Here is an 18,552-nt window from a genome sequence, read left to right as displayed (position 1 = left end):
CGCCATCCGCCAACGGGCTGCCCGGCGCCGTCACCGCGCCGCACGCCGTCGCCGCTGGGGTGCACGCGGAGCGCGCCGCGCACGCCGAAGGGCCGCACGCCCATTACGGGCCGCACTCTGCCGGGCCGGAGAGTTGGCCCGCCGGAGTTACCTACCCGGCGGTCGAGCCGGACCGGTTCACCCGCCTGGTGCTGCGGCTGCACGCCCGCGCCCCGCGCTGGGCGGTGCCCCTCGCGGCGCTCGGCTGCGTCGGTCTGGGCATGGCCTATGCGCTGCTCAGCGACCCCACCCACAGCGACCCGGCCGCCCGGCCGACCTGCCTGCTCAAGCTCACCACCGGGCTGGACTGCCCGGGCTGCGGCGGCACCCGCGCCCTCTGGTACGTGCTGCACGCCGACCTGCCCGCCGCCGCGCGGCACCACTTCCTCTTCGTCTTCTCGCTGCCCTTCCTGGCCTGGCTCTTCGTCAGCTGGGCGGGGAACCGGGCGTTCGGCTGGCGGCTGCCGGAGCTGCGGTTCAGCCCCAAGGTGATCGGCGGCTTCCTGGCCCTCTGGCTCGCCTTCTCGGTGGCCCGCAACCTGCCCTGGGCCCCGTTCACCTCGCTCTACGTCTGACCGGTGCCGGGCTGCCCGCCGCGAGTCGGCGCGACGCCCGCACCACGCCCCACGGGTGACGCCGCTCGGCTGAGCTGGGCGGTGTCGGACCGGCGTCGATACCGCCATCTCGCCGAGCTGGAGTTGACCACGTGCGGCCGACCGGCGCCCGGGGGAACGGGTCGGGCAAGCCGTCCCGGCCGGCTCTTGACCCGCCCGGCCGTGTCGCTGCCCTACGGCCGGTGCCTTTCGAGCTGAGTCGTCGCCGATGTCACGGTCCGCGGCTGTGCACGCCCCCTCCTCCTACGGCCCGGTGCCTTTCGAGCTGAGTCGTCGGTGATGTCACGGTCGGCGCTGGGTGCGCGCCCTCCCGCGCTGACCCGCCACGCGGGTCCTCGCTTCGTCAACAACCTCGCCCGGTCGCTGTTTCTGATCTTGGCGAGTTGCTGTTCGCTCCGCACGGAAACTCGCCAAGATCCCGCTGCTGCACGCTCGCCGCAGTGCTCGACGACTTCGCAGCGCTCGGCGAACAGCACGATTGCGTCGGACGTCGGGCGGTGATGTCACCACCGACTCAGCTCGACAGGCCGCCGCGGGTAACCCGGCCCCGGCCGGACCGCCACCGCCGCCGGGCCACCCCAGCCCCTGGCCGGACGGCCACGCCGCCGGGCCGGACCGCCGGGCCGCACCACCGGGTGCCCGCGGAGATCTTGGACACTTGGCGTTCGCGGCGGACGGGAAGTGTCCAAGATTCGCCGCTGGTGCGCTGGTTCACGTCCGCGCGCCCAACTTTCGCGGCCGGCGCAGGGGCCACTACAGTCGCAGGAATGCCGGAGATGGTGCAGCCCCAGGTCAAGCTGATCGCGTGGACCCAGTTCCAGGCCCCGGACGACGTGCCGTGGTCGACCGACGCGGAGGGCGGTCAGGCGCTGGCCGAGTTCGCCGGCCGGGCCTGCTACCAGAGCTGGAAGAAGCCGAACCCGGCCACCGCCACGAACGCCGGCTACCTGGCACACATCCTCGACGTGGGGCACCTCTCGGTGCTGGAGCACGGCTCGGTGAGCTTCTACTTCAGCGGGGTGTCCCGCTCCTTCACCCACGAGCTGATCCGGCACCGGCACTTCTCCTACTCCCAGCTCTCCCAGCGCTACGTGCCGGAGCGGGACGCGGCCATGGTCGAGCCGGCGGTGATCGCCGAGGACCCGGAGCTGCACAAGAAGTTCGTCGAGGCCAGCGAGGCGGCGGTGCGGGCGTACACCGAGCTGCTGGAGGGGCTGGAGGCCCGGTTCACCGACGAGCCCAACCCGACGCTGCGCCGCAAGCAGGCCCGGCAGGCGGCCCGCGCGGTGCTGCCCAACGCCACCGAGACCCGGATCGTGGTGACCGGCAACTACCGGGCCTGGCGGCACTTCATCAAGATGCGGGCCACCGAGCACGCCGACGTGGAGATCCGCGAGCTGGCCGTGGAGTGCCTGCGGCAGCTCCAGGGGGTCGCGCCGAACGTCTTCGCCGACTTCGTGATCTCCACGCTGCCCGACGGCACCGAGGTGGCGGCGTCTCCGCACGCCGAGTGAGTCGTCGCCCTTCGCCGCCGGGGCCCCGGTGGTCGTCCGCTAGGTTGTGAACATGACGCACGACCTCCCTGCCGCCCCGGACCGGGGCGCGTCGCGCCCGTTCGGGCGACTGATCACGGCCATGGTGACCCCGTTCACCGCCGACGGGTCGCTCGACCTCGACGGCGCGGTACGGCTCGCCAGCCACCTCGTCGACGAGCAGGGCAACGACGCGCTGGTGCTCAACGGCACCACGGGTGAGTCGCCGACCACCACCGACGCGGAGCAGGAGGCGCTGATCCGCGTCGTCGCGGAGGCGGTCGGCGACCGGGCCCGGATCCTCGCCGGGGTGGGCACCAACGACACCCGGCACACCATCGAGCTGGCCGCGCAGGCGGAGAAGGCCGGTGCGCACGGCCTGCTCGTGGTCACGCCGTACTACAACAAGCCGCCGCAGGCCGGGCTGCTGCGCCACTTCACCGCGGTCGCCGACGCCAGCGGGCTGCCGATCATGCTGTACGACATCCCGCACCGGACCGGCACGGCGATCGCCACCGACACGCTGGTGAAGCTGGCCGAGCACGGCCGGATCGTCGCGGTCAAGGACGCCAAGGGCGACCTCACCGCCACCTCCTGGGTGCTGGCCCGCAGCGACCTGGCCTACTACAGCGGCGAGGACGCGCTGACCCTGCCCGCCCTGGCGGTCGGCTCGGTCGGCGTGGTCGGCACCTCCACGCACTTCACCGGCGTGCAGACCAAGCAGATGATCGAGGCGTACGAGGCGGGCGACACCGCCGCCGCGCTCGCCCTGCACCGGCGGCTGCTGCCGCTGTACACCGGCATCTTCCGGACCCAGGGCGTGATCCTGGTGAAGGCCGGCCTGGCGGCCAAGGGGCTGCCGGCCGGCCCGGTCCGCCCGCCGCTGGTGGACGCCACCGGCGACGAACTGGCCCAGCTGCGCGCCGACTGCGCCGCGGCGGGCCTGCCCCTGCCCGAATGATCGAACGACACGACGGACGCCGCGCGACGGCGTCGCAGAATGAGGTGACGCGTGACCGAGGCGCACATCGAGGGTGAGCTGCCCCCGCCGCTGCCGGAAGGCGGCCTGCGGATCATCCCGCTCGGCGGACTCGGCGCCATCGGCCGGAACATGACGGTCTTCGAGTACGACGGAAAGCTGCTGATCGTCGACTGCGGGGTGCTCTTCCCCGACGTCGAGCAGCCGGGCGTGGATCTGATCCTGCCCGACTTCGGCCCGATCCTGGACCGGCTCGGCGACGTGCAGGCGATCGTGCTCACCCACGGCCATGAGGACCACATCGGCGCGGTGCCGTACCTGCTCGCCCACAAGCCGGACATCCCGCTGGTCGGCTCGCAGTTCACCCTGGCCCTGGTCGAGGCCAAGCTGGCCGAGCGGCGGATCCAGCCCTACACGCTGACCGTCGCCGAGGGGCGGCGCGAGCGGCTCGGCCCGTTCGAGTGCGAGTTCTTCGCCGTGAACCACTCGATCCCCGACGCGCTCGCGGTGGCCATCCGCACCCCCGCCGGCCTGGTGCTGCACACCGGCGACTTCAAGATGGACCAGCTCCCGCTGGACGGCCGGATCACCGACCTGGCCGGCTTCGCCCGGCTCGGCGCCGAGGGCGTGGACCTGCTGCTCTCGGACTCCACCAACGCGGAGATCCCCGGCTTCGTCACCCCGGAGCGGGAGATCGGGCCGGTGCTCGACTCGATCTTCGCCAAGGCCCGCGGCCGGATCATCGTGGCCTCGTTCGCCTCGCACGTGCACCGCGTGCAGCAGGTCTTCGACTCGGCGGTCGAGCACGGCCGCAAGGTGGCGCTGATCGGCCGGTCGATGGTGCGCAACATGGGCATCGCGCGCGACCTGGGCCTGCTGAACATCCCGCCGGGCCTGGTGGTCGGGCTGGAGGAGGCCACCACGCTGCCGCCCGAGCAGATCGTGCTGATGTCCACCGGCTCGCAGGGCGAGCCGATGAGCGCGCTGGGCCGGATGGCCAGCGGCGACCACCGGCACATCACCATCGCCCCCGGTGACACCGTGGTGCTGGCCTCCTCGCTGGTGCCCGGCAACGAGACCTCGGTCTACCGGGTGATCAACCGGCTGGCCCGGGCCGGCGCGACCGTGATCCACAAGGACGTGGCGAAGGTGCACGTCTCGGGTCACGCCCCGGCCGGCGAGCTGCTCTACCTGCTCAACGTCACCCGCCCGAGCAACCTCATGCCGGTGCACGGCGAATGGCGGCACCTGCGGGCGCACGCCCGCCTGGGCATCGAGTCCGGCGTGGCGCCGGACCGGGTGGTGCTCTGCGAGGACGGCGACGTCGTCGACCTGGTCGACGGGCGGGCCAGCCTGGTCGGCCACGTGAAGAGCCGGTACGTCTACGTCGACGGCCTCGCGGTCGGCGACGTCAGCGAGTCGCTGCTCACCGAGCGCCGGATCCTCGGCGACGGCGGCTTCATCGCCACCACCGTGGTGGTCGACTCGGTCACCGGCAAGGTGGTCGGCGGGCCGACCCTCTCGGCGAAGGGGTTCTCCGAGGACCCGGAGGCGTTCAGCCCGGTCATCCCGCTGGTCACCGAGGCACTGAACCGGGCCGCCGCGGACGGCATCACCGACCCGCACCAGCTCCAGCAGATCGTCCGGCGCACCGTCGGGCGCTGGGTCAACGACGCGTACCGCCGCCGGCCGATGATCGTGCCGACGGTCGTCGAGGTCTGACCGTCGTAGGGTCCGCACGCCGGTCCACCGTCCGCGGTGGGCCGGCGTCGCCGTTCCCGGGTACGCCCCGAAGCCGTCCCGCCACACTCCGCCGATCCTGACCGGATCCGTTCAACCGATCGGCGTCCGTCTCCGTATACCGCTCCGGCAGGCGTACCCCGCGCCGGCCGGGAGGAGCGTGGCGGATGGACCGCAGACGGATGACAGCCATCGGCGTACTGGTGGCGGCGGCGGGCACGGCGGCGGCGGTGACCCTGCCGTCCTTCGCCGGCGAGAACCCGACGGCCCGGCGGACCGCCCCGGCGGCGTCCGACGGCGTCGCGCCCGAGGTGCTGGACGCGCTGAGCCGCGACCTCTCGCTCACCCGGGACCAGGCGGCCCGGCGGCTGAAGACCGAGCGGTGGGCGTCGGGCACGGTCACGAAACTCCGTACCGAGCTGGGCGCCGACTACGGCGGCAGCTGGCTCGGCGCCGACGGCGCGACGCTCAACGTGGCGGTGGCCGATCCGGCGCAGGCGGCCCGGGTGACCGCCGCCGGGGCGGTGCCGAAGCGGGTCGACCGCGGGGTCGCCGAGCTGGACGCGGTGAAGACCCGCCTCGACGCGGCCGGCGGCGAGGCGACCCCGGACGTCGCCGGCTGGTACGTCGACGTGCCCACCAACTCGGTGGTGGTGGTCGCCCGGCCCGGCGCCGAGGCGGCCGGCCGCCGGTTCGCCGAGGCCAGCGGCGTGCCCGCCGGCGCGGTGCGGGTGAAGACCGCCGACGAGGCGCCCCGCCCGCTGTTCGACGTGCGGGGCGGCGACGCGTACTTCATCAACGGCGCCGGCCGCTGCTCGGTCGGCTTCTCGGTGGTCGGCGGCTTCGTCACGGCCGGGCACTGCGGCCGGCCGGGGGACCGGACCGCCGGCGCGAACCGGGTCGCCCAGGGCACCTTCGCCGCGTCCTCGTTCCCCGGCGACGACTGGGCGGTCGTCGAGGTCAACGGCCAGTGGACGCCACAGGGCGTGGTCAACGACTTCAACGGCGGCACGGTGCCGGTGAACGGCTCCGCCGAGGCCCCGGTGGGCGCCTCCGTGTGCCGCTCCGGCTCGACCACCGGCACCCGCTGCGGGGTGATCCAGGCCAAGAACGCCACGGTCAACTATCCGGAGGGGACGGTCACCGGGCTGACCCGGACGAACGTCTGCGCCGAGCCGGGCGACTCGGGTGGCGCCTGGCTCTCCGGCGACCAGGCGCAGGGCGTCACCTCCGGCGGCTCCGGCGACTGCACGCGCGGTGGGATCACCTTCTTCCAGCCGGTCAACGAGATCCTCCAGCGCAACAACCTGACCCTGGTCACCGCGGGCGGCCAGCCGGCCCCCTCCGCGCCGCCGGCCGGGGGCGGGTCCACCGCGCCGCCGGCGAGCAGCGCGCCGGCCACCCCGCCGGCCGACGACGCGACGGCCTGCACCGGGCAGGTGAGCCGGACCGGCCGGATCGCCGCCGGGCGGGCCCAGGTCCAGCCGGACGGCCGGTTCTTCCGGGTGTCCGGCGGCGCCCAGGAGGCGTGCGTGTCCGCGCCGGCGGACGCCCGGGTAGTGCTGGAGCTGCAACGCTTCACCGGCACCGCGTTCCGCACCGTGGCCCGCGCCGACAGCGCCGACGGGCTCGCCCGGCTGACCGCCGACACCCCGGCCGGCGCCTACCGCTACCGGGTGGTCGGGCTGGCCGGCTCCGGCGAGTACACCCTGGCGTTCTCCGCCCGCTGAGCCGCCGCCGGGTCGATCCCCGGCGGCACCGGACCGCGGCCCCCGTCCACCACCGCCCGGTGGCCGGGGGCCGCGCCGCGTCCGGGGATCAGGGCAGCGCGGCGACCGCCTCGGCGTACGCGGCCCCGGTGCTGACCGCCGCGGTGACCAGAACGACGAGCTGCGCCGGGGCCACCCCGTAGGCCAGGTCGGTGGTGACGTCGGCGGCCAGCAGCAGCGTCCCGTCGCCCGGGTCGTGCACGTACGCCGCCGGCAGCAGCCGGTCGTGGTTCCAGGCGTTGCAGAACGCGTACGCCTCGGCGCGGCGGTCGGCCGGCAGCCGGCGCAGCGCCACGACCCGGGCGTGCAGCACCTCGCCCTGCTCACCGAGCCGGCGGAACTGGACCACCGCCTCGCCCCAGCGCCCCGCCACGGTGCCGTCCGGCTCCATCGTGTACGCGTCCCCGCGCGCGTCGAGGGCGGCCGTGAGCATCCGCAGGCTCAGGGGGGCGACCTCTTCCTCGCCGGGCGGACCGGGCTCGGCCGGGTCGTCGTCGGGCCCCACGTCGTCCTCGTCGGGCAGCGGCACCGGCTCGGCGAGCGGTCGCTCGGCCAGCCAGGACGCGATCCGGCCGGACTGGTGGCCGGTGCCGTTGCGGGCGTCGAAGCTGCCGGCCAGCGCGATGGCGAGGGCCTGGAGCTGGGCGCCGAGCGTCCGCACGTCCACCTCGGCGGCCGGCCGCGGCCCGTGCCCGGGGCGGTGGACCCGCCGCCCGCCGAGACCGGCCTCGACGGCCAGCCCGCACAGCAGCGCGCCGGCCGCGGCGAACTCCATGGCGGAGAGGTCGTCGGCCGGGTGGTCCAGCCGGGGCAGCTGCTCGGCCAGCACGTCCAGCCCGTGCGCCAGGTGCCCGCCCAGCGCGCAGAACCGCAGGTGCGCGGCGAGCTGCGGAAACGCTGCCCGCTCCCGGCGGTGCCGCCGGTACGCCCGCACGTGCGCCCGGGCGGCACGCGCCGCCTCGCCGGCGCGCAGCCAGGGCAGCAGCCCCGCGGCGAGGGCCCGCTCCGGCTGGTCGGTGCAGCCCGGCTCGCCGTCGAGCGCCGGCCCCAGCACGGCCAGGGCGGCCACCGGTTCGCCCCAGCCGGCCAGCAGCTCGGCGCGGCGGGCCGGGGCGCAGCCGGCACAGCCGGACACCGGGCCGGACGGGTCGCCGGCGGACCAGCGGTCGTACTCCCGGCGGGCGGTCGGCTCGTCGCCGAGGTGGTCGGCCAGCCGGCAGCGCAGCTCGGCCACCGGCTCCGCGTCCGGGCCCAGCCGGTCGGCGAGATCGTCCAACAGGGAGCGGGCCTGGTCCAGGGCCACCCGGGGGGTGCCGAAGAGCGCCTCCACGGCCTGCCGCTGGTGCCGGCGCAGCCGCTCGGTCTCGCCGGGGTGGCCGTCGAGCAGCCCGGGCCGCCGGTCCACCGTGGCCACGCAGCGGCGCACCGGATCCACCATCCGCCACCGCTCGCCGAGGTGCAGGTAGGCCTCGACCAGCGCGAACCGTGCCGCCAGCGCGGTACGCGGGTCGCCGGTGGCGTCGGCCCGGGCGGCGATCCGTTCCAGCTCGGCGCAGCGGGCCTCGCCGTCGGGCAGGTCCCGGGCGTCGGCGAGCGCGTCGGCCAGCCCTCGGTCGCGGAAGGTGGTCACCGGACCGTCCCGCCGGGCAGGTCCGCCACGGCGGCGGCGAGCTGGCAGCCGGTGGTGACGCCGCAGTCGACGAGCTGGTCGAGCTGGTGCGGGGTGACGCCGCGCTCCAGGTCGGTGGTCACCTCGCCGCAGACCTGGGCCAGCCCGTCGTCGCCGACGTGCACGAACGCCTTGGGCCAGAGCCGGTCGTGGTTCCAGGCGTTGCAGAAGGCGTACAGGTCGGGCACCCGCTCGATGCCGAACCGGTGCGCCGCGACGGTGCGCACCTGGAGCAGTTCCCCGGCGGCGCCGCGGCGGAAGAACCAGATGAGGCTCTGGTCCCAGCGGCCCACCAGGTCGCCGTCGGCGTCCACGGCCACCGCGTACCCCCGGTTGGCCAGCACGGCGGCGATCAGCTCGCCGGTCAGCGGTCGCAGCGTCTGCGGGTGTCCGGCCAGGGGGCCGTCCGGACCGTCCTCGATCTCCGGCGACGCCATGAGGGCATCCCTTCTGAGGCGAATAACACAAACGGCGGCGGATCCGGGCCGCGACGCGCGGACACGACCCGGAAAAGCGGCGATCTGCCGGGTCCCGCCGTTACGGTGACTCTATGGCGGGCCGTACCTCTCAGGCGAGCCGGCGGCGCGGCGCGTCGCCGCGCGGGACCACGAACAGCCGTGCCCGCCAGCCGGCCAAGAAGGCCACCCGGGCGACCGCCCGGCGGCGTCCGGCGCCCGGGCCGAGCCCGGCGGCGTTCCTCGGCCGCGCGCTGGGCGCCCTGTGGATGGGGCTGGCGCATTGCGTGGGCTGGGCGTTCCGGGCCGCCGGCCGGCAGGCCGCCACCACCCGCGACCTGGACCCGGAGCACCGCCGCGACGGTGCCGGGCTGCTCCTGTTCGGCCTGGCCATCCTCACCGCGGTGGGCATCTGGTCCGGCGGCGCGGGGCCGGTGGGCCGGCACCTCGCGGACACCGTGCGCCTCTTCGTCGGGGCCATCGCCATCGTGCTCCCGGTGCTGCTCATGGTGGGCGCCTGGCGGCTGATGCGCACCCCGGCCGATCCCGAGCACCGCGGGCGCGGCCTGGTCGGCTGGGGCTCCATGCTGCTCGCCACGGCGGCCATGCTGCACATCGGACAGGACCCGGTCGACGAGGTCCAGCGGGACTACGCGGGCGGCCTGCTCGGCGCCGGCGTGGGCGACCTGCTCAAGTCGGCGGTCACCGCCTGGGTGGCCATGCCGCTGCTGCTCCTCCTGCTGCTCTTCGGCCTGCTGGTGGTCACCGCCACCCCGATCAACAAGATCCCGGAGCGGCTCGGGCTGCGGGCCGCCCCGGTCCCGCCGCCCGACGCCGAGGAGGCCGAGGCCGAGGCGACGAAGCCGGCCCGCAAGCGGGCGGCCAAGCGCCTCCCGCCGCCGGTGGACCCGCTGGACCCGGACGACGACGACCTGGCCGGTGTCGACCTCCAGGACACCCTGGTGCTGCCGCGCAAGCGGGTGCCGGCCAGCCGCAAGCCGGTCGAGCCGCCGGAGCACTCGCCGCTGCCCACCCGGGCCGAGCAGCTCGCGCTCACCGGGCTGGCCGGCGACTACACCCTGCCGCCGGCCAACATGCTGGGCAGCGGGGCCGCGCCGAAGACCCGGAGCAAGGCCAACGACGAGGTCATCGCCGCGCTGACCGGCGTCTTCGAGCAGTTCGACGTGGACGCCGCGGTCACCGGCTTCACCCGCGGCCCGACGGTCACCCGCTACGAGGTCGAGCTGGGTCCGGGCGTCAAGGTGGAGCGGATCACCCAGCTCTCCCGCAACATCGCCTACGCCGTGAAGTCGCCGGACGTGCGGATCCTCAGCCCCATCCCGGGCAAGAGCGCGGTCGGCGTGGAGATCCCGAACACCGACCCGGAGAACGTGGCGCTCGGCGACGTGCTCCGCTCGCGGGCCGCCACCAGCGACCACCACCCGATGGTGGTGGCGCTCGGCAAGGACATCGAGGGCGGCTACGTGGTGGCCAACCTGGCCAAGATGCCGCACATCCTGATCGCCGGCGCGACCGGCGCGGGCAAGTCGTCCTGCCTGAACTCGCTGCTGGTCTCGATCCTCACCCGGGCCACCCCGGACGAGGTGCGGCTGCTGCTGATCGACCCGAAGCGGGTCGAGATGACCGGCTACGAGGGCATCCCGCACCTGGTCACCCCGATCGTGACCAACCCGAAGAAGGCGGCCGACTCGCTGGAGTGGGTCGTCCGCGAGATGGACATGCGCTACGACGACCTCGCCGCCAACGGGGTCCGGCACATCGACGACTTCAACCGCAAGGTGCGCAACGGCGAGATCAAGGCGCCGCCGGGCAGCGAGCGGGAGATGCGGCCCTACCCGTACCTGCTGGTGATCGTCGACGAGCTGGCGGACCTCATGATGGTCGCGCCGCGCGACGTGGAGGACTCCGTCGTCCGGATCACCCAGTTGGCCCGGGCCGCCGGCATCCACCTGGTCCTGGCCACGCAGCGTCCCTCGGTCGACGTGGTGACCGGCCTGATCAAGGCGAACGTGCCGTCCCGGCTCGCCTTCGCGACCTCGTCGCTGGCGGACTCCCGGGTCATCCTCGACCAGCCCGGCGCGGAGAAGCTGCTCGGCCGCGGCGACGGGCTGTTCCTGCCGATGGGCGCGTCGAAGCCGGTCCGGATCCAGGGCGCCTGGGTGACCGAGCGCGAGATCCACGACGTGGTGAAGTTCTGCAAGGACCAGCGCGAGCCGGACTTCCGGCCGGACGTGCTGACGGTCGCGCAGGACAGCAAGAAGAAGATCGACGAGGACATCGGCGACGACCTGGACCTGCTGGTGCAGGCGGTGGAGCTGGTGGTCACGTCGCAGTTCGGCTCGACCTCGATGCTCCAGCGCAAGCTGCGGGTCGGCTTCGCCAAGGCGGGCCGGCTCATGGACCTCATGGAGACCCGGGGCGTGGTCGGCCCGTCCGAGGGGTCCAAGGCGCGCGACGTGCTGGTCAAGCCGGACGAGCTGGAGGAGGTCCTGGCCGGCCTGCGCGGCGGCGAGGAGTAGACCGGACGAGCACGCGACGAGGGCCCGCCGGCATCCGGCGGGCCCTCGTCGTGCTGGCGGTGCGGTCAGGAGTTCAGGATCGCGGCGGCGATGATGTAGCCGAGGACGGCGCCGGCGACGCTCGCCGCGGCGGCGTACCAGCCGAGCGGCTTGTCGCCGAGCACCGCGCCGACGATGCCGAGGATCAGCCCGACCAGGCCGAGGAACGGCACGAAGATGGCGATGGCGGCGAAGACGAAACCGAGGATGGTGCAGATCCGGGCGGCGTTGCCGCGAGGGCGGGTGGTGGCGGGCATGTCGGCCATGATGTCCTCCGTCAGTGGGTTCCTCTCGAGTGGAGCGAGGAGGGGATACCCGCGACGGCACCGCGTCCAAACGGGACGTCGGGCCGGCCCCGAGGGGCTCAGTGGTAGATCTTGAGGCCGACCACGCCGGCGACCACCAGCAGCAGGCAGGCGATCCGGGGCAGGCTGGCCGACTCGCCCAGCGCCACCATCCCGACCAGGGCGGTGCCGACCGCCCCGATGCCGACCCAGACGGCGTAGCCGGTGCCGACCGGGATGTCGCGCAGCGCGTACGCCAGGCCGGCCATGCTGGCCACCAGCGTCACGGCGAAGACCGCGGAGGGGAGCGGGCGGGTGAAGCCGGCGCTGCGGTCGAGGGCGATCGCCCACGCGGTCTCCAGCAGTCCGGAGAGCACCAGCACGAGCCAGGCCATGGGTCACCTCTGACGGGACGGGCCCGGCCACCGGGGCCGGGACGGGCGGTCACGCGGGGCGTCTTGGCCTGACCGGGTACGCCCACCACTCGTCCGGGGTGGCGCGGGGCCACCGAGGCCGACGCTAGCACCGCCGGGGCCGGCGGGCCGCCGCGGTGACGAATCCCACCATGGCTGGAGTTCACGTGAACTTCAGGTTGCACGATGGTCGGCATGACCGTGCTCTTCTCCGACGAGGACGTCGCCGCCGCCGTGGACGCTCCGCTCACCGTCGCCGCCATGCGGGACGCGCTGCTGGCCGCGTACGAGGGCCGGCTCATCGCCCCGCCCCGGGCGTCCGCCCCGCTCGGCGGGGGCCGGATGGTGCTCACGGCCGGGCACCTCACCGGCGAGTGGTACGGCTTCCGCTCGTACGACACGTTCGGGCACCCGGAGAGCGGGCAGCTCGTGGTGCTGCACGACGCCGCCACCGGTGCGGTACGCGCCATCGCGGTCGGCGAGGAACTGGGTTCGCGGCGTACCGGAGGGCTCGGCGGGGTGGCCGTGGACGCGTTGGCCCGCCCCGACGCGGCCACCCTCGGCGTGGTGGGCTCCGGCCGCCAGGCGTGGACCCAGGTCTGGGCCGCCGCCGCGGTCCGCCCGCTGCGCGAGGTGACCGTGCACAGCCGCTCGGCGGCCCGCCGCGAGGCGTTCGCCGCCCGGGTCCGGGCCGAACTGGGCGTGCCGGCCCGCGCGGTCGACTCGGCCGCCGCGGCGGTGCGCGACCGGGACCTCGTGGTGCTCGCCACCACCAGCACCTGCCCGGTGCTGGCCGCCGCCGACCTCGCCCCCGGCACCCACGTCAACACGGTCGGCTTCAAGCAGGTCGACCGGCACGAGTTCGGGCCCGACCTGCTGGACGCCGCCGACCTGCTGGTCACCGACTCGCCCGCGCAGGCGGCCGCGTACGCCCCGCCGATGCTCGCCGCCGTCGAGCCGTACGCGGACCGGCTGCGCGACCTGGGCGCGGTGCTGGCCGGGGCGGTCCCGGGGCGGACCGGCGCGGACCAGATCTCGGTCTTCTGCTCCACCGGCCTGGCCGGCACGGAGGTCTTCCTCCTCGACCGCCTGGCCCGGGTCGGCGCGGCGGCCCGCTGACCCGCGGCTCGGTGTGAGCCGGTCGATGCCGGCGGCCCGCCGCCGTGGGGTTCCCGCCGCCGCCCGGTACCCTCGGATGGTGTCTGCCACCTCCTCCTCTCCTGTTGACGGCCGTCGCGTCGCCCTGCTGACCCTGGGCTGCGCCCGTAACGAGGTCGACTCGGAGGAGCTGGCCGCCCGGCTGCACGCCGACGGCTGGCAGGTGACCACCGACGGCGAGGGCGCCGACGTGGTGGTCGTGAACACCTGCGGGTTCGTGGAGAAGGCCAAGCAGGACTCGATCCAGACGCTGCTGGCCGCCGCCGACACCGGCGCCAAGGTGGTCGCCGCCGGCTGCATGGCCGAGCGCTACGGCCGCGAGCTGGCCGACAGCCTCCCCGAGGCGCAGGCGGTGCTCAGCTTCGACGACTATCCGGACATCGCGGCCCGGCTGGACGCCGTGGTGGCCGGCGAGGCGCTTGACGCGCACACCCCGCGCGACCGGCGCGAGCTGCTGCCGCTCACCCCGGTCAAGCGCCGGGAGGCGGCGGTGTCGCTGCCCGGCCACGGCACCCCGACCCGGGTCGCCGCCGAGGCCGACGAGCACACCCCGGCGCACCTGCGGCAGGTGCTGCGGCACCGGCTCGACACCGGGCCGGTGGCCTCGCTCAAGCTGGCCAGCGGCTGCGACCGGCGCTGCGCGTTCTGTGCCATCCCGGCGTTCCGCGGGGCGTTCGTCTCGCGCACCCCGGACGAGCTGCTCGCCGAGGCGGAGTGGCTGGCCAAGACCGGCGTCCGCGAGCTGGTGCTGGTCAGCGAGAACTCGACCTCCTACGGCAAGGACCTGGGCGACCCCCGGGCCCTGGAGAAGCTGCTGCCGCAGCTCGCCGCGATCGACGGGATCGTGCGGGTGCGGGCCAGCTACCTCCAGCCCGCCGAGACCCGGCCCGGCCTGGTCGAGGTGATCGCGACCACGCCGGGCGTGGCCGCCTACTTCGACCTGTCGTTCCAGCACTCCAGCGAGCCGGTGCTGCGCCGGATGCGCCGGTTCGGCTCCACCGACCGGTTCCTGGAGCTGCTCGCCTCGGCCCGGGAGCTGGCGCCGGCGGCGGGCGCGCGCAGCAACTTCATCGTCGGCTTCCCCGGCGAGACCAAGCAGGACGTGGCCGAGCTGGTCCGGTTCCTCACCGAGGCGCGCCTCGACGCGATCGGCGTGTTCGACTACAGCGACGAGGACGGCACCGAGGCCGCCGGCCTGCCCGGCAAGGTGTCCGCCGCGACGATCAAGCGGCGCTACGACAAGCTCGCCGCGCTCGCCGACGAGCTCTGCTCGCAGCGGGCCGAGGAGCGTCTCGGCTCGACGGTGGAGGTGCTTGTCGACTCGGTCGCCGACGGTGTGGTCGAGGGGCGGGCCGCCCACCAGGCGCCCGAGGTCGACGGCTCGACCACCCTGGTCGCCCCGCAGGGCGGCGGTGTGGACCTGGCCGCCCTGCGCCCCGGCGACCTGGTCCGGGCCACGGTCACCGCGACCGAGGGTGTCGACCTGGTCGCCGTACCGGATGAGATGATCTCGGCGGCGCCCGGCGCGGCACGGTGACGGCGGGCCCGGACAGAACGGGGGAGCCACGTGGGGTGGTGCCGGACATGACCGGGGCGGAGTCGACGGTGGCGGCCCCGGTGCCCCTGCTGAACGCGGCGAACGTGCTGACCGCGGTGCGGCTGGTGCTGGTCCCGGTCTTCGCGGTCACCGTGGTCGCCTCCGCGATGAGCCACGCCGGCTGGCGCATGGCGGCCTGCCTGATCTTCGTGGTCGCCTCGGCGACCGACCTGGTGGACGGCTGGATCGCCCGTCGCTTCGGGCTGGTCACCTCGCTCGGCAAGGTGGCCGACCCGATCGCCGACAAGGCGCTCACCGGCGCCGCCCTGGTGCTGCTCTCCTGGTACGACCGGCTGCCCTGGTGGGTGACCGTGGTGATCCTCGCCCGCGAGCTGGGCATCACCGCGCTGCGCTTCTGGGTGATCCGGCACGGCGTGATCGCGGCCAGCCGCGGCGGCAAGATCAAGACGGCCCTCCAGATCCTCGCGATCACCTGGTACCTCTGGCCGATGCCCGACGCGCTGGCCCCCGTCGGTCCCTGGATCATGGGCGCGGCCGTGGTGGTCACCGTGGTCACCGGCTTCGACTACATCGCCCAGGCCCTCCGCCTGCGCCGCCCCACCCGCTGACTCCGGCCGGTGCGGCGTCGCCGGCGATAACCTCATGATCGGTGAATCCGTCCGCGGGATGAGTAGGTCGCGGCGGTGCGGGAAGAGAGGGCCGGCATGGGGACGGATGCGAATCACGAGCGGCCCGCCGGCAGTCCGGCGGCCTCGGTGGTGCACAGCCTGCACGAGCGCGGGGAGACGCTGGCCACCGTCGAGTCGTTGACCGGCGGGCTGCTCTCCGCCGCGATCGTGGAGATCGCCGGGGTGAGTGGGATCTTTCAGGGCGGTCTGGTGGTCTACGCCACCGAGTTGAAGTCGGAGCTGGCCGGCGTACCGGAGGACCTGCTGGCCGAGCGCGGGCCCGTCGATCCGGACGTGGCCGCCGCCCTCGCCGAGGGCGGGCGACGGCGCTGCGGCGCCGACTGGGGGCTGGCCACCACCGGCGTCGCCGGGCCGGAGCCGCAGGACGGCAAGCCGGTCGGCCTGGTCTACGTGGCGGCGGCCGGGCCCGGCGGCACCGAGGTACGCGAGCTGCGCCTCGACGGTGGCCGGGACCACATCCGCTCGGCGGCGGTGATCGAGGCGCTGCGCCTGCTGGCCGAGCAGATCCACGCCGCCGTCAAGGCCGACGAGGCGGAATCCACGGACGAGGCGGACGCCGCCGACCGGGCCGGGGCCGGCCACCGGTGATCCCGGCCGCGACACGCCCGACCGCGGGCGTGCCGGCCCGGGGCCGCCGGCCGGCCCGCACGGCCGGTTCCGCAGGATTGGAGAGGCGGGGTGGGATGTCGTCGGGGCGGCCAACGGGTACGGTTGCGGGAAGGCTCCGGGCGACTGCCGGCGCCGGGGCGGTCCGCCGCGCCCGGCACGGCACGCCGGCCGGAGATGGTTGTCCCGTCCAGGGGGAGGTGCGATGGTCCTGCTACGCCGAGTGATCGGTGACGCACTGCGGGCGCGCCGGCAGGGGCAGCACCGCACCCTCCGCGAGGTCTCCTCCGCCGCCAACGTCAGCCTCGGTTACCTCTCCGAGATCGAGCGCGGCCAGAAGGAACCCTCCAGCGAGCTGCTGGCCGCGATCTGCGACGCGCTCGGCGCCCGCCTCTCCGAGCTGCTGCGCGAGGTCAGCGACACGGTCGCGCTCGCCGAGCAGATGCCCGGGGTGCTGGTCCCGGTGGCCGACGAGCAGGTCGAGCCCACGCCGGTCGCACCGGCGGCGGTGCGCAAGGCGACCAACCGGGGGGTCCGGCAGGTCACCTCCGACGGCTCGGTGGCCGTCCAGGTCCGCCAGGACTCGCCGCTCAAGGCGACCCTGCGCAGCACCCGGGTCCGCCCCGCCGACCGCGACGTGGTCTGCGCCGCCTGATCCCGCCCGCCGCGCGATGGGCACCGGTGGCGCCCCCGTCGTAGTGTTGATCAGGGTCGTACGGGTGCCGTGTTGGCGTCCGCCTGGGACGATGGAGGCACACCGCGCGACTCCCCGGTCGACCCCGGTCGAGGCGACGCGACGCTACTGAGGGGACAAGGCGGAGATGGCGAACCCGTTCGTCAAGGGTTGGAAATACCTGATGGCGCTCTTCGGCGCGAAGATCGACGAGCACGCCGATCCGAAGGTGCAGATCCAGCAGGCCATCGAGGAGGCCCAGCGGCAGCACCAGGCGCTGGTCCAGCAGGCGGCCGCGGTGATCGGCAACCAGCGCCAGCTGGAGATGAAGCTGTCCCGGCAGATGACCGAGGTCGAGCAGCTCCAGGCCAACGCCCGGCAGGCCCTGGTCCTGGCCGACCAGGCCCGGGGCCGCGGCGAGGAGACCGAGGCCGGGCGCTACGAGCAGTCCGCGCAGCTGCTCGCCACCCAGCTGGTCTCCGCCGAGCAGGCGACGGAGGACCTCAAGACCCTGCACGACCAGGCGCTCGGCGCGGCCGCGCAGGCCCGCAAGGCGGTCGAGAACAACTCGATGATCCTCCAGCAGAAGCTGGCCGAGCGCACCAAGCTGCTCAGCCAGCTCGAGCAGGCCAAGATGCAGGAGACCGTGGCCCGCTCGCTGGAGTCGATGTCGGCGCTCACCGCTCCCGCCAGCACCCCGTCCCTCAACGAGGTCCGGGACCGGATCGAGCGCCGCTACGCCGACGCGATGGGCCGGGCCGAACTGGCCGGCAACTCCGTCGAGGGCCGGATGCTGGAGATCCAGAAGGCGACCCTCGACTCGGCCGGATCGGCGAGACTGGAGCAGATCCGGTCGAGCATGGCCGGCGAGCAGCTCGGCGGCCGGCAGGAGCGCCCCGGGGTGGGGCAGCCCGCCGACCCGGCGGCCGCCCGGCTCGACGAGATCCGGGCCAACATGAGCCGGGAGCGCGGCACCGGGGAGAGCACCACGAGCTAGGGGACGGGGGAGACCGATGGTGGACGAGCGGGCGCGGCACTTCCGCCGGCTGCGCAGGTTGCGCCGGTCGGCGCGGCGCTGGAGCGTCCTGGCCGGTGGGCTGGGCGGCGCGGCCGCCGTGCTGACCCCGTACGCCGGGCTGGGCCTGCCCGACGCGGCCTGGGCCGGCGCCGCGGGCAGCGCGATCGCCGTCGCCGCCTGGCGCTGGGTGGACCTGCGCGTCCTCGCCGCCGTGCCGGCCCCGCCGGCCCTCGACCCGGCCGAGGCCGCCGCCCGCTCCCGCGCCCGGCTGGTCGCCGCCGTCGAGCGGCTGCCCGTGGGCCCCGGCGTCCTCGCCGAGGTACGCCGGGTCCGTTCCCGCTTCGCCCTGCGCGGCACCACCGCCGCCGAGGCGTGGGCGCGGCTGGACCGGGCGGCGCTGACCCTGGCCGGGCTGGCCGGCCGGCTCACCGGGCTGGCCGAGCCGGCGGTCCGCGAGGCGGCCGAAGCCGACCGCTCCCTGCGCGACCTGGCCAACCGGGTGGCCGGCGTGGAACGCGCCCTGAAGCTCGCCCCGGCCGAGGCCCGCGGGTCGCTCGCCGAGGCGCACGCCACGCTGGTGGGTCAGCTGGAGGGTGGGGTGGCCGCGTACGAGCGGCTCGTGGTGGCGGCCGCCGGCTACGTGGCCGAGGACGCGCACCCGAGCATGGAGGACGCGTCGGCCGCCCGCCTCACCGAGGCCACCGACCTGCTGCACGGCGTCGCCTCCGCCCTCGCCGAACTCCGCACCGCCCACACCCGGGCGATGGCGTTGGCCTG

Annotated in this window: 17 protein-coding genes and 1 riboswitch; of the genes, 13 read left to right on the top strand and 4 right to left on the bottom strand. The window is 74.9% G+C overall.

Annotation, left to right across the window (positions count from 1 at the left end):
• Window positions 1–17: 17 nt before the first annotated feature.
• From ACW0Q9_RS18410 to ACW0Q9_RS18390, 5 genes are all read left to right on the top strand, one after another.
• The gene (locus ACW0Q9_RS18410) at window positions 18–614 is read left to right on the top strand and encodes a DUF2752 domain-containing protein (RefSeq protein ID WP_456182888.1); all 597 of its coding nucleotides are present in this window, start codon (window positions 18–20) and stop codon (window positions 612–614) included.
• Window positions 615–1,429: 815 nt separating this feature from the next.
• Window positions 1,430–2,167, top strand: a complete 738-nt coding sequence (gene thyX, locus ACW0Q9_RS18405; RefSeq protein WP_091269003.1) for an FAD-dependent thymidylate synthase — start codon at window positions 1,430–1,432, stop codon at window positions 2,165–2,167.
• 52 nt (window positions 2,168–2,219) lie between these two features.
• A complete protein-coding gene (gene dapA / locus ACW0Q9_RS18400; RefSeq protein ID WP_456182886.1) occupies window positions 2,220–3,146 on the top strand; it encodes a 4-hydroxy-tetrahydrodipicolinate synthase in 927 nt (308 codons plus the stop codon).
• Window positions 3,147–3,197: 51 nt separating this feature from the next.
• A complete protein-coding gene (locus ACW0Q9_RS18395) occupies window positions 3,198–4,886 on the top strand; it encodes a ribonuclease J (protein WP_456182884.1) in 1,689 nt (562 codons plus the stop codon).
• Between the two features lie 185 nt (window positions 4,887–5,071).
• Window positions 5,072–6,634, top strand: a complete 1,563-nt coding sequence (locus ACW0Q9_RS18390; protein WP_456182882.1) for a S1 family peptidase — start codon at window positions 5,072–5,074, stop codon at window positions 6,632–6,634.
• Window positions 6,635–6,722: 88 nt separating this feature from the next.
• Here the strand turns inward: ACW0Q9_RS18390 and ACW0Q9_RS18385 are convergent, their stop codons facing one another.
• Window positions 6,723–8,303 (bottom strand): YbjN domain-containing protein, encoded by a 1,581-nt coding sequence (locus tag ACW0Q9_RS18385; protein ID WP_456182880.1) that lies wholly within the window; start codon window positions 8,301–8,303, stop codon window positions 6,723–6,725.
• A complete protein-coding gene (locus ACW0Q9_RS18380; RefSeq protein ID WP_456182878.1) occupies window positions 8,300–8,779 on the bottom strand; it encodes a YbjN domain-containing protein in 480 nt (159 codons plus the stop codon). The genes ACW0Q9_RS18385 and ACW0Q9_RS18380 overlap by 4 nt, the downstream gene beginning before the upstream one ends.
• Window positions 8,780–8,892: 113 nt before the next feature.
• Between ACW0Q9_RS18380 and ACW0Q9_RS18375 the strand changes: the two genes are divergently transcribed.
• The gene (locus ACW0Q9_RS18375; RefSeq protein ID WP_456182876.1) at window positions 8,893–11,337 is read left to right on the top strand and encodes a DNA translocase FtsK; all 2,445 of its coding nucleotides are present in this window, start codon (window positions 8,893–8,895) and stop codon (window positions 11,335–11,337) included.
• Between the two features lie 65 nt (window positions 11,338–11,402).
• Here ACW0Q9_RS18375 and ACW0Q9_RS18370 read toward each other — a convergent pair whose 3' ends face one another.
• Together ACW0Q9_RS18370 and ACW0Q9_RS18365 are read right to left on the bottom strand one after the other, a co-directional pair.
• Window positions 11,403–11,642, bottom strand: a complete 240-nt coding sequence (locus ACW0Q9_RS18370) for a hypothetical protein (RefSeq protein ID WP_456182874.1) — start codon at window positions 11,640–11,642, stop codon at window positions 11,403–11,405.
• Window positions 11,643–11,740: 98 nt separating this feature from the next.
• On the bottom strand, window positions 11,741–12,055 hold the full coding sequence (locus tag ACW0Q9_RS18365; RefSeq protein WP_456182872.1) for a DMT family transporter: 315 nt from the start codon (window positions 12,053–12,055) through the stop codon (window positions 11,741–11,743).
• Window positions 12,056–12,107: 52 nt separating this feature from the next.
• A riboswitch (guanidine-III (ykkC-III) riboswitch) is annotated at window positions 12,108–12,173 on the bottom strand.
• Window positions 12,174–12,268: 95 nt separating this feature from the next.
• Here ACW0Q9_RS18365 and ACW0Q9_RS18360 point away from each other — a divergent pair.
• The 7 genes from ACW0Q9_RS18360 to pspM all read left to right on the top strand — a co-directional run.
• Window positions 12,269–13,192 carry an ornithine cyclodeaminase family protein gene (locus tag ACW0Q9_RS18360; RefSeq protein WP_456182870.1) on the top strand — a complete coding sequence of 308 codons (924 nt, stop codon included), beginning with the start codon at window positions 12,269–12,271 and terminating at the stop codon, window positions 13,190–13,192.
• Window positions 13,193–13,268: 76 nt separating this feature from the next.
• Window positions 13,269–14,768, top strand: coding sequence for a 30S ribosomal protein S12 methylthiotransferase RimO (rimO, locus tag ACW0Q9_RS18355; RefSeq protein ID WP_456182868.1), 1,500 nt, complete (start codon window positions 13,269–13,271; stop codon window positions 14,766–14,768).
• Window positions 14,769–14,815: 47 nt separating this feature from the next.
• Window positions 14,816–15,397, top strand: coding sequence for a CDP-diacylglycerol--glycerol-3-phosphate 3-phosphatidyltransferase (gene pgsA / locus ACW0Q9_RS18350; protein WP_148428135.1), 582 nt, complete (start codon window positions 14,816–14,818; stop codon window positions 15,395–15,397).
• Between the two features lie 96 nt (window positions 15,398–15,493).
• Entirely contained in the window at window positions 15,494–16,066 is a 573-nt protein-coding gene (locus tag ACW0Q9_RS18345) for a CinA family protein (protein WP_456182865.1), read from the top strand.
• A gap of 223 nt (window positions 16,067–16,289) precedes the next feature.
• Complete coding sequence (locus ACW0Q9_RS18340; RefSeq protein ID WP_456182863.1) at window positions 16,290–16,739, top strand: helix-turn-helix domain-containing protein; 450 nt, start codon at window positions 16,290–16,292, stop codon at window positions 16,737–16,739.
• Window positions 16,740–16,905: 166 nt separating this feature from the next.
• Window positions 16,906–17,754, top strand: coding sequence for a PspA/IM30 family protein (locus ACW0Q9_RS18335; RefSeq protein ID WP_456182861.1), 849 nt, complete (start codon window positions 16,906–16,908; stop codon window positions 17,752–17,754).
• A gap of 16 nt (window positions 17,755–17,770) precedes the next feature.
• Window positions 17,771–18,552, top strand: a 782-nt coding sequence (gene pspM, locus ACW0Q9_RS18330; RefSeq protein ID WP_456182859.1) for a phage shock envelope stress response protein PspM, incomplete at its 3' end; no start/stop codon positions are given.

It is taken from the genome of Micromonospora sp. I033 (genome assembly GCF_053890995.1).
Note: the sequence above shows the minus strand (reverse complement) of the source record. Positions and strands in the feature narration are given on the sequence as shown.

Coding starts and splice junctions, on each gene's coding strand:
- thyX (WP_091269003.1), top strand. CDS start 1,430: ATGGTGCAGCCCCAGGTCAAGCTGATCGCGTGGACCCAGTTCCAGGCC.
- dapA (WP_456182886.1), top strand. CDS start 2,220: ATGACGCACGACCTCCCTGCCGCCCCGGACCGGGGCGCGTCGCGCCCG.
- ACW0Q9_RS18390 (WP_456182882.1), top strand. CDS start 5,072: ATGGACCGCAGACGGATGACAGCCATCGGCGTACTGGTGGCGGCGGCG.
- ACW0Q9_RS18380 (WP_456182878.1), bottom strand. CDS start 8,779: ATGGCGTCGCCGGAGATCGAGGACGGTCCGGACGGCCCCCTGGCCGGA.
- ACW0Q9_RS18375 (WP_456182876.1), top strand. CDS start 8,893: ATGGCGGGCCGTACCTCTCAGGCGAGCCGGCGGCGCGGCGCGTCGCCG.
- ACW0Q9_RS18370 (WP_456182874.1), bottom strand. CDS start 11,642: ATGGCCGACATGCCCGCCACCACCCGCCCTCGCGGCAACGCCGCCCGG.
- ACW0Q9_RS18365 (WP_456182872.1), bottom strand. CDS start 12,055: ATGGCCTGGCTCGTGCTGGTGCTCTCCGGACTGCTGGAGACCGCGTGG.
- ACW0Q9_RS18360 (WP_456182870.1), top strand. CDS start 12,269: ATGACCGTGCTCTTCTCCGACGAGGACGTCGCCGCCGCCGTGGACGCT.
- rimO (WP_456182868.1), top strand. CDS start 13,269: ATGGTGTCTGCCACCTCCTCCTCTCCTGTTGACGGCCGTCGCGTCGCC.
- pgsA (WP_148428135.1), top strand. CDS start 14,816: ATGACCGGGGCGGAGTCGACGGTGGCGGCCCCGGTGCCCCTGCTGAAC.
- ACW0Q9_RS18345 (WP_456182865.1), top strand. CDS start 15,494: ATGGGGACGGATGCGAATCACGAGCGGCCCGCCGGCAGTCCGGCGGCC.
- ACW0Q9_RS18340 (WP_456182863.1), top strand. CDS start 16,290: ATGGTCCTGCTACGCCGAGTGATCGGTGACGCACTGCGGGCGCGCCGG.
- ACW0Q9_RS18335 (WP_456182861.1), top strand. CDS start 16,906: ATGGCGAACCCGTTCGTCAAGGGTTGGAAATACCTGATGGCGCTCTTC.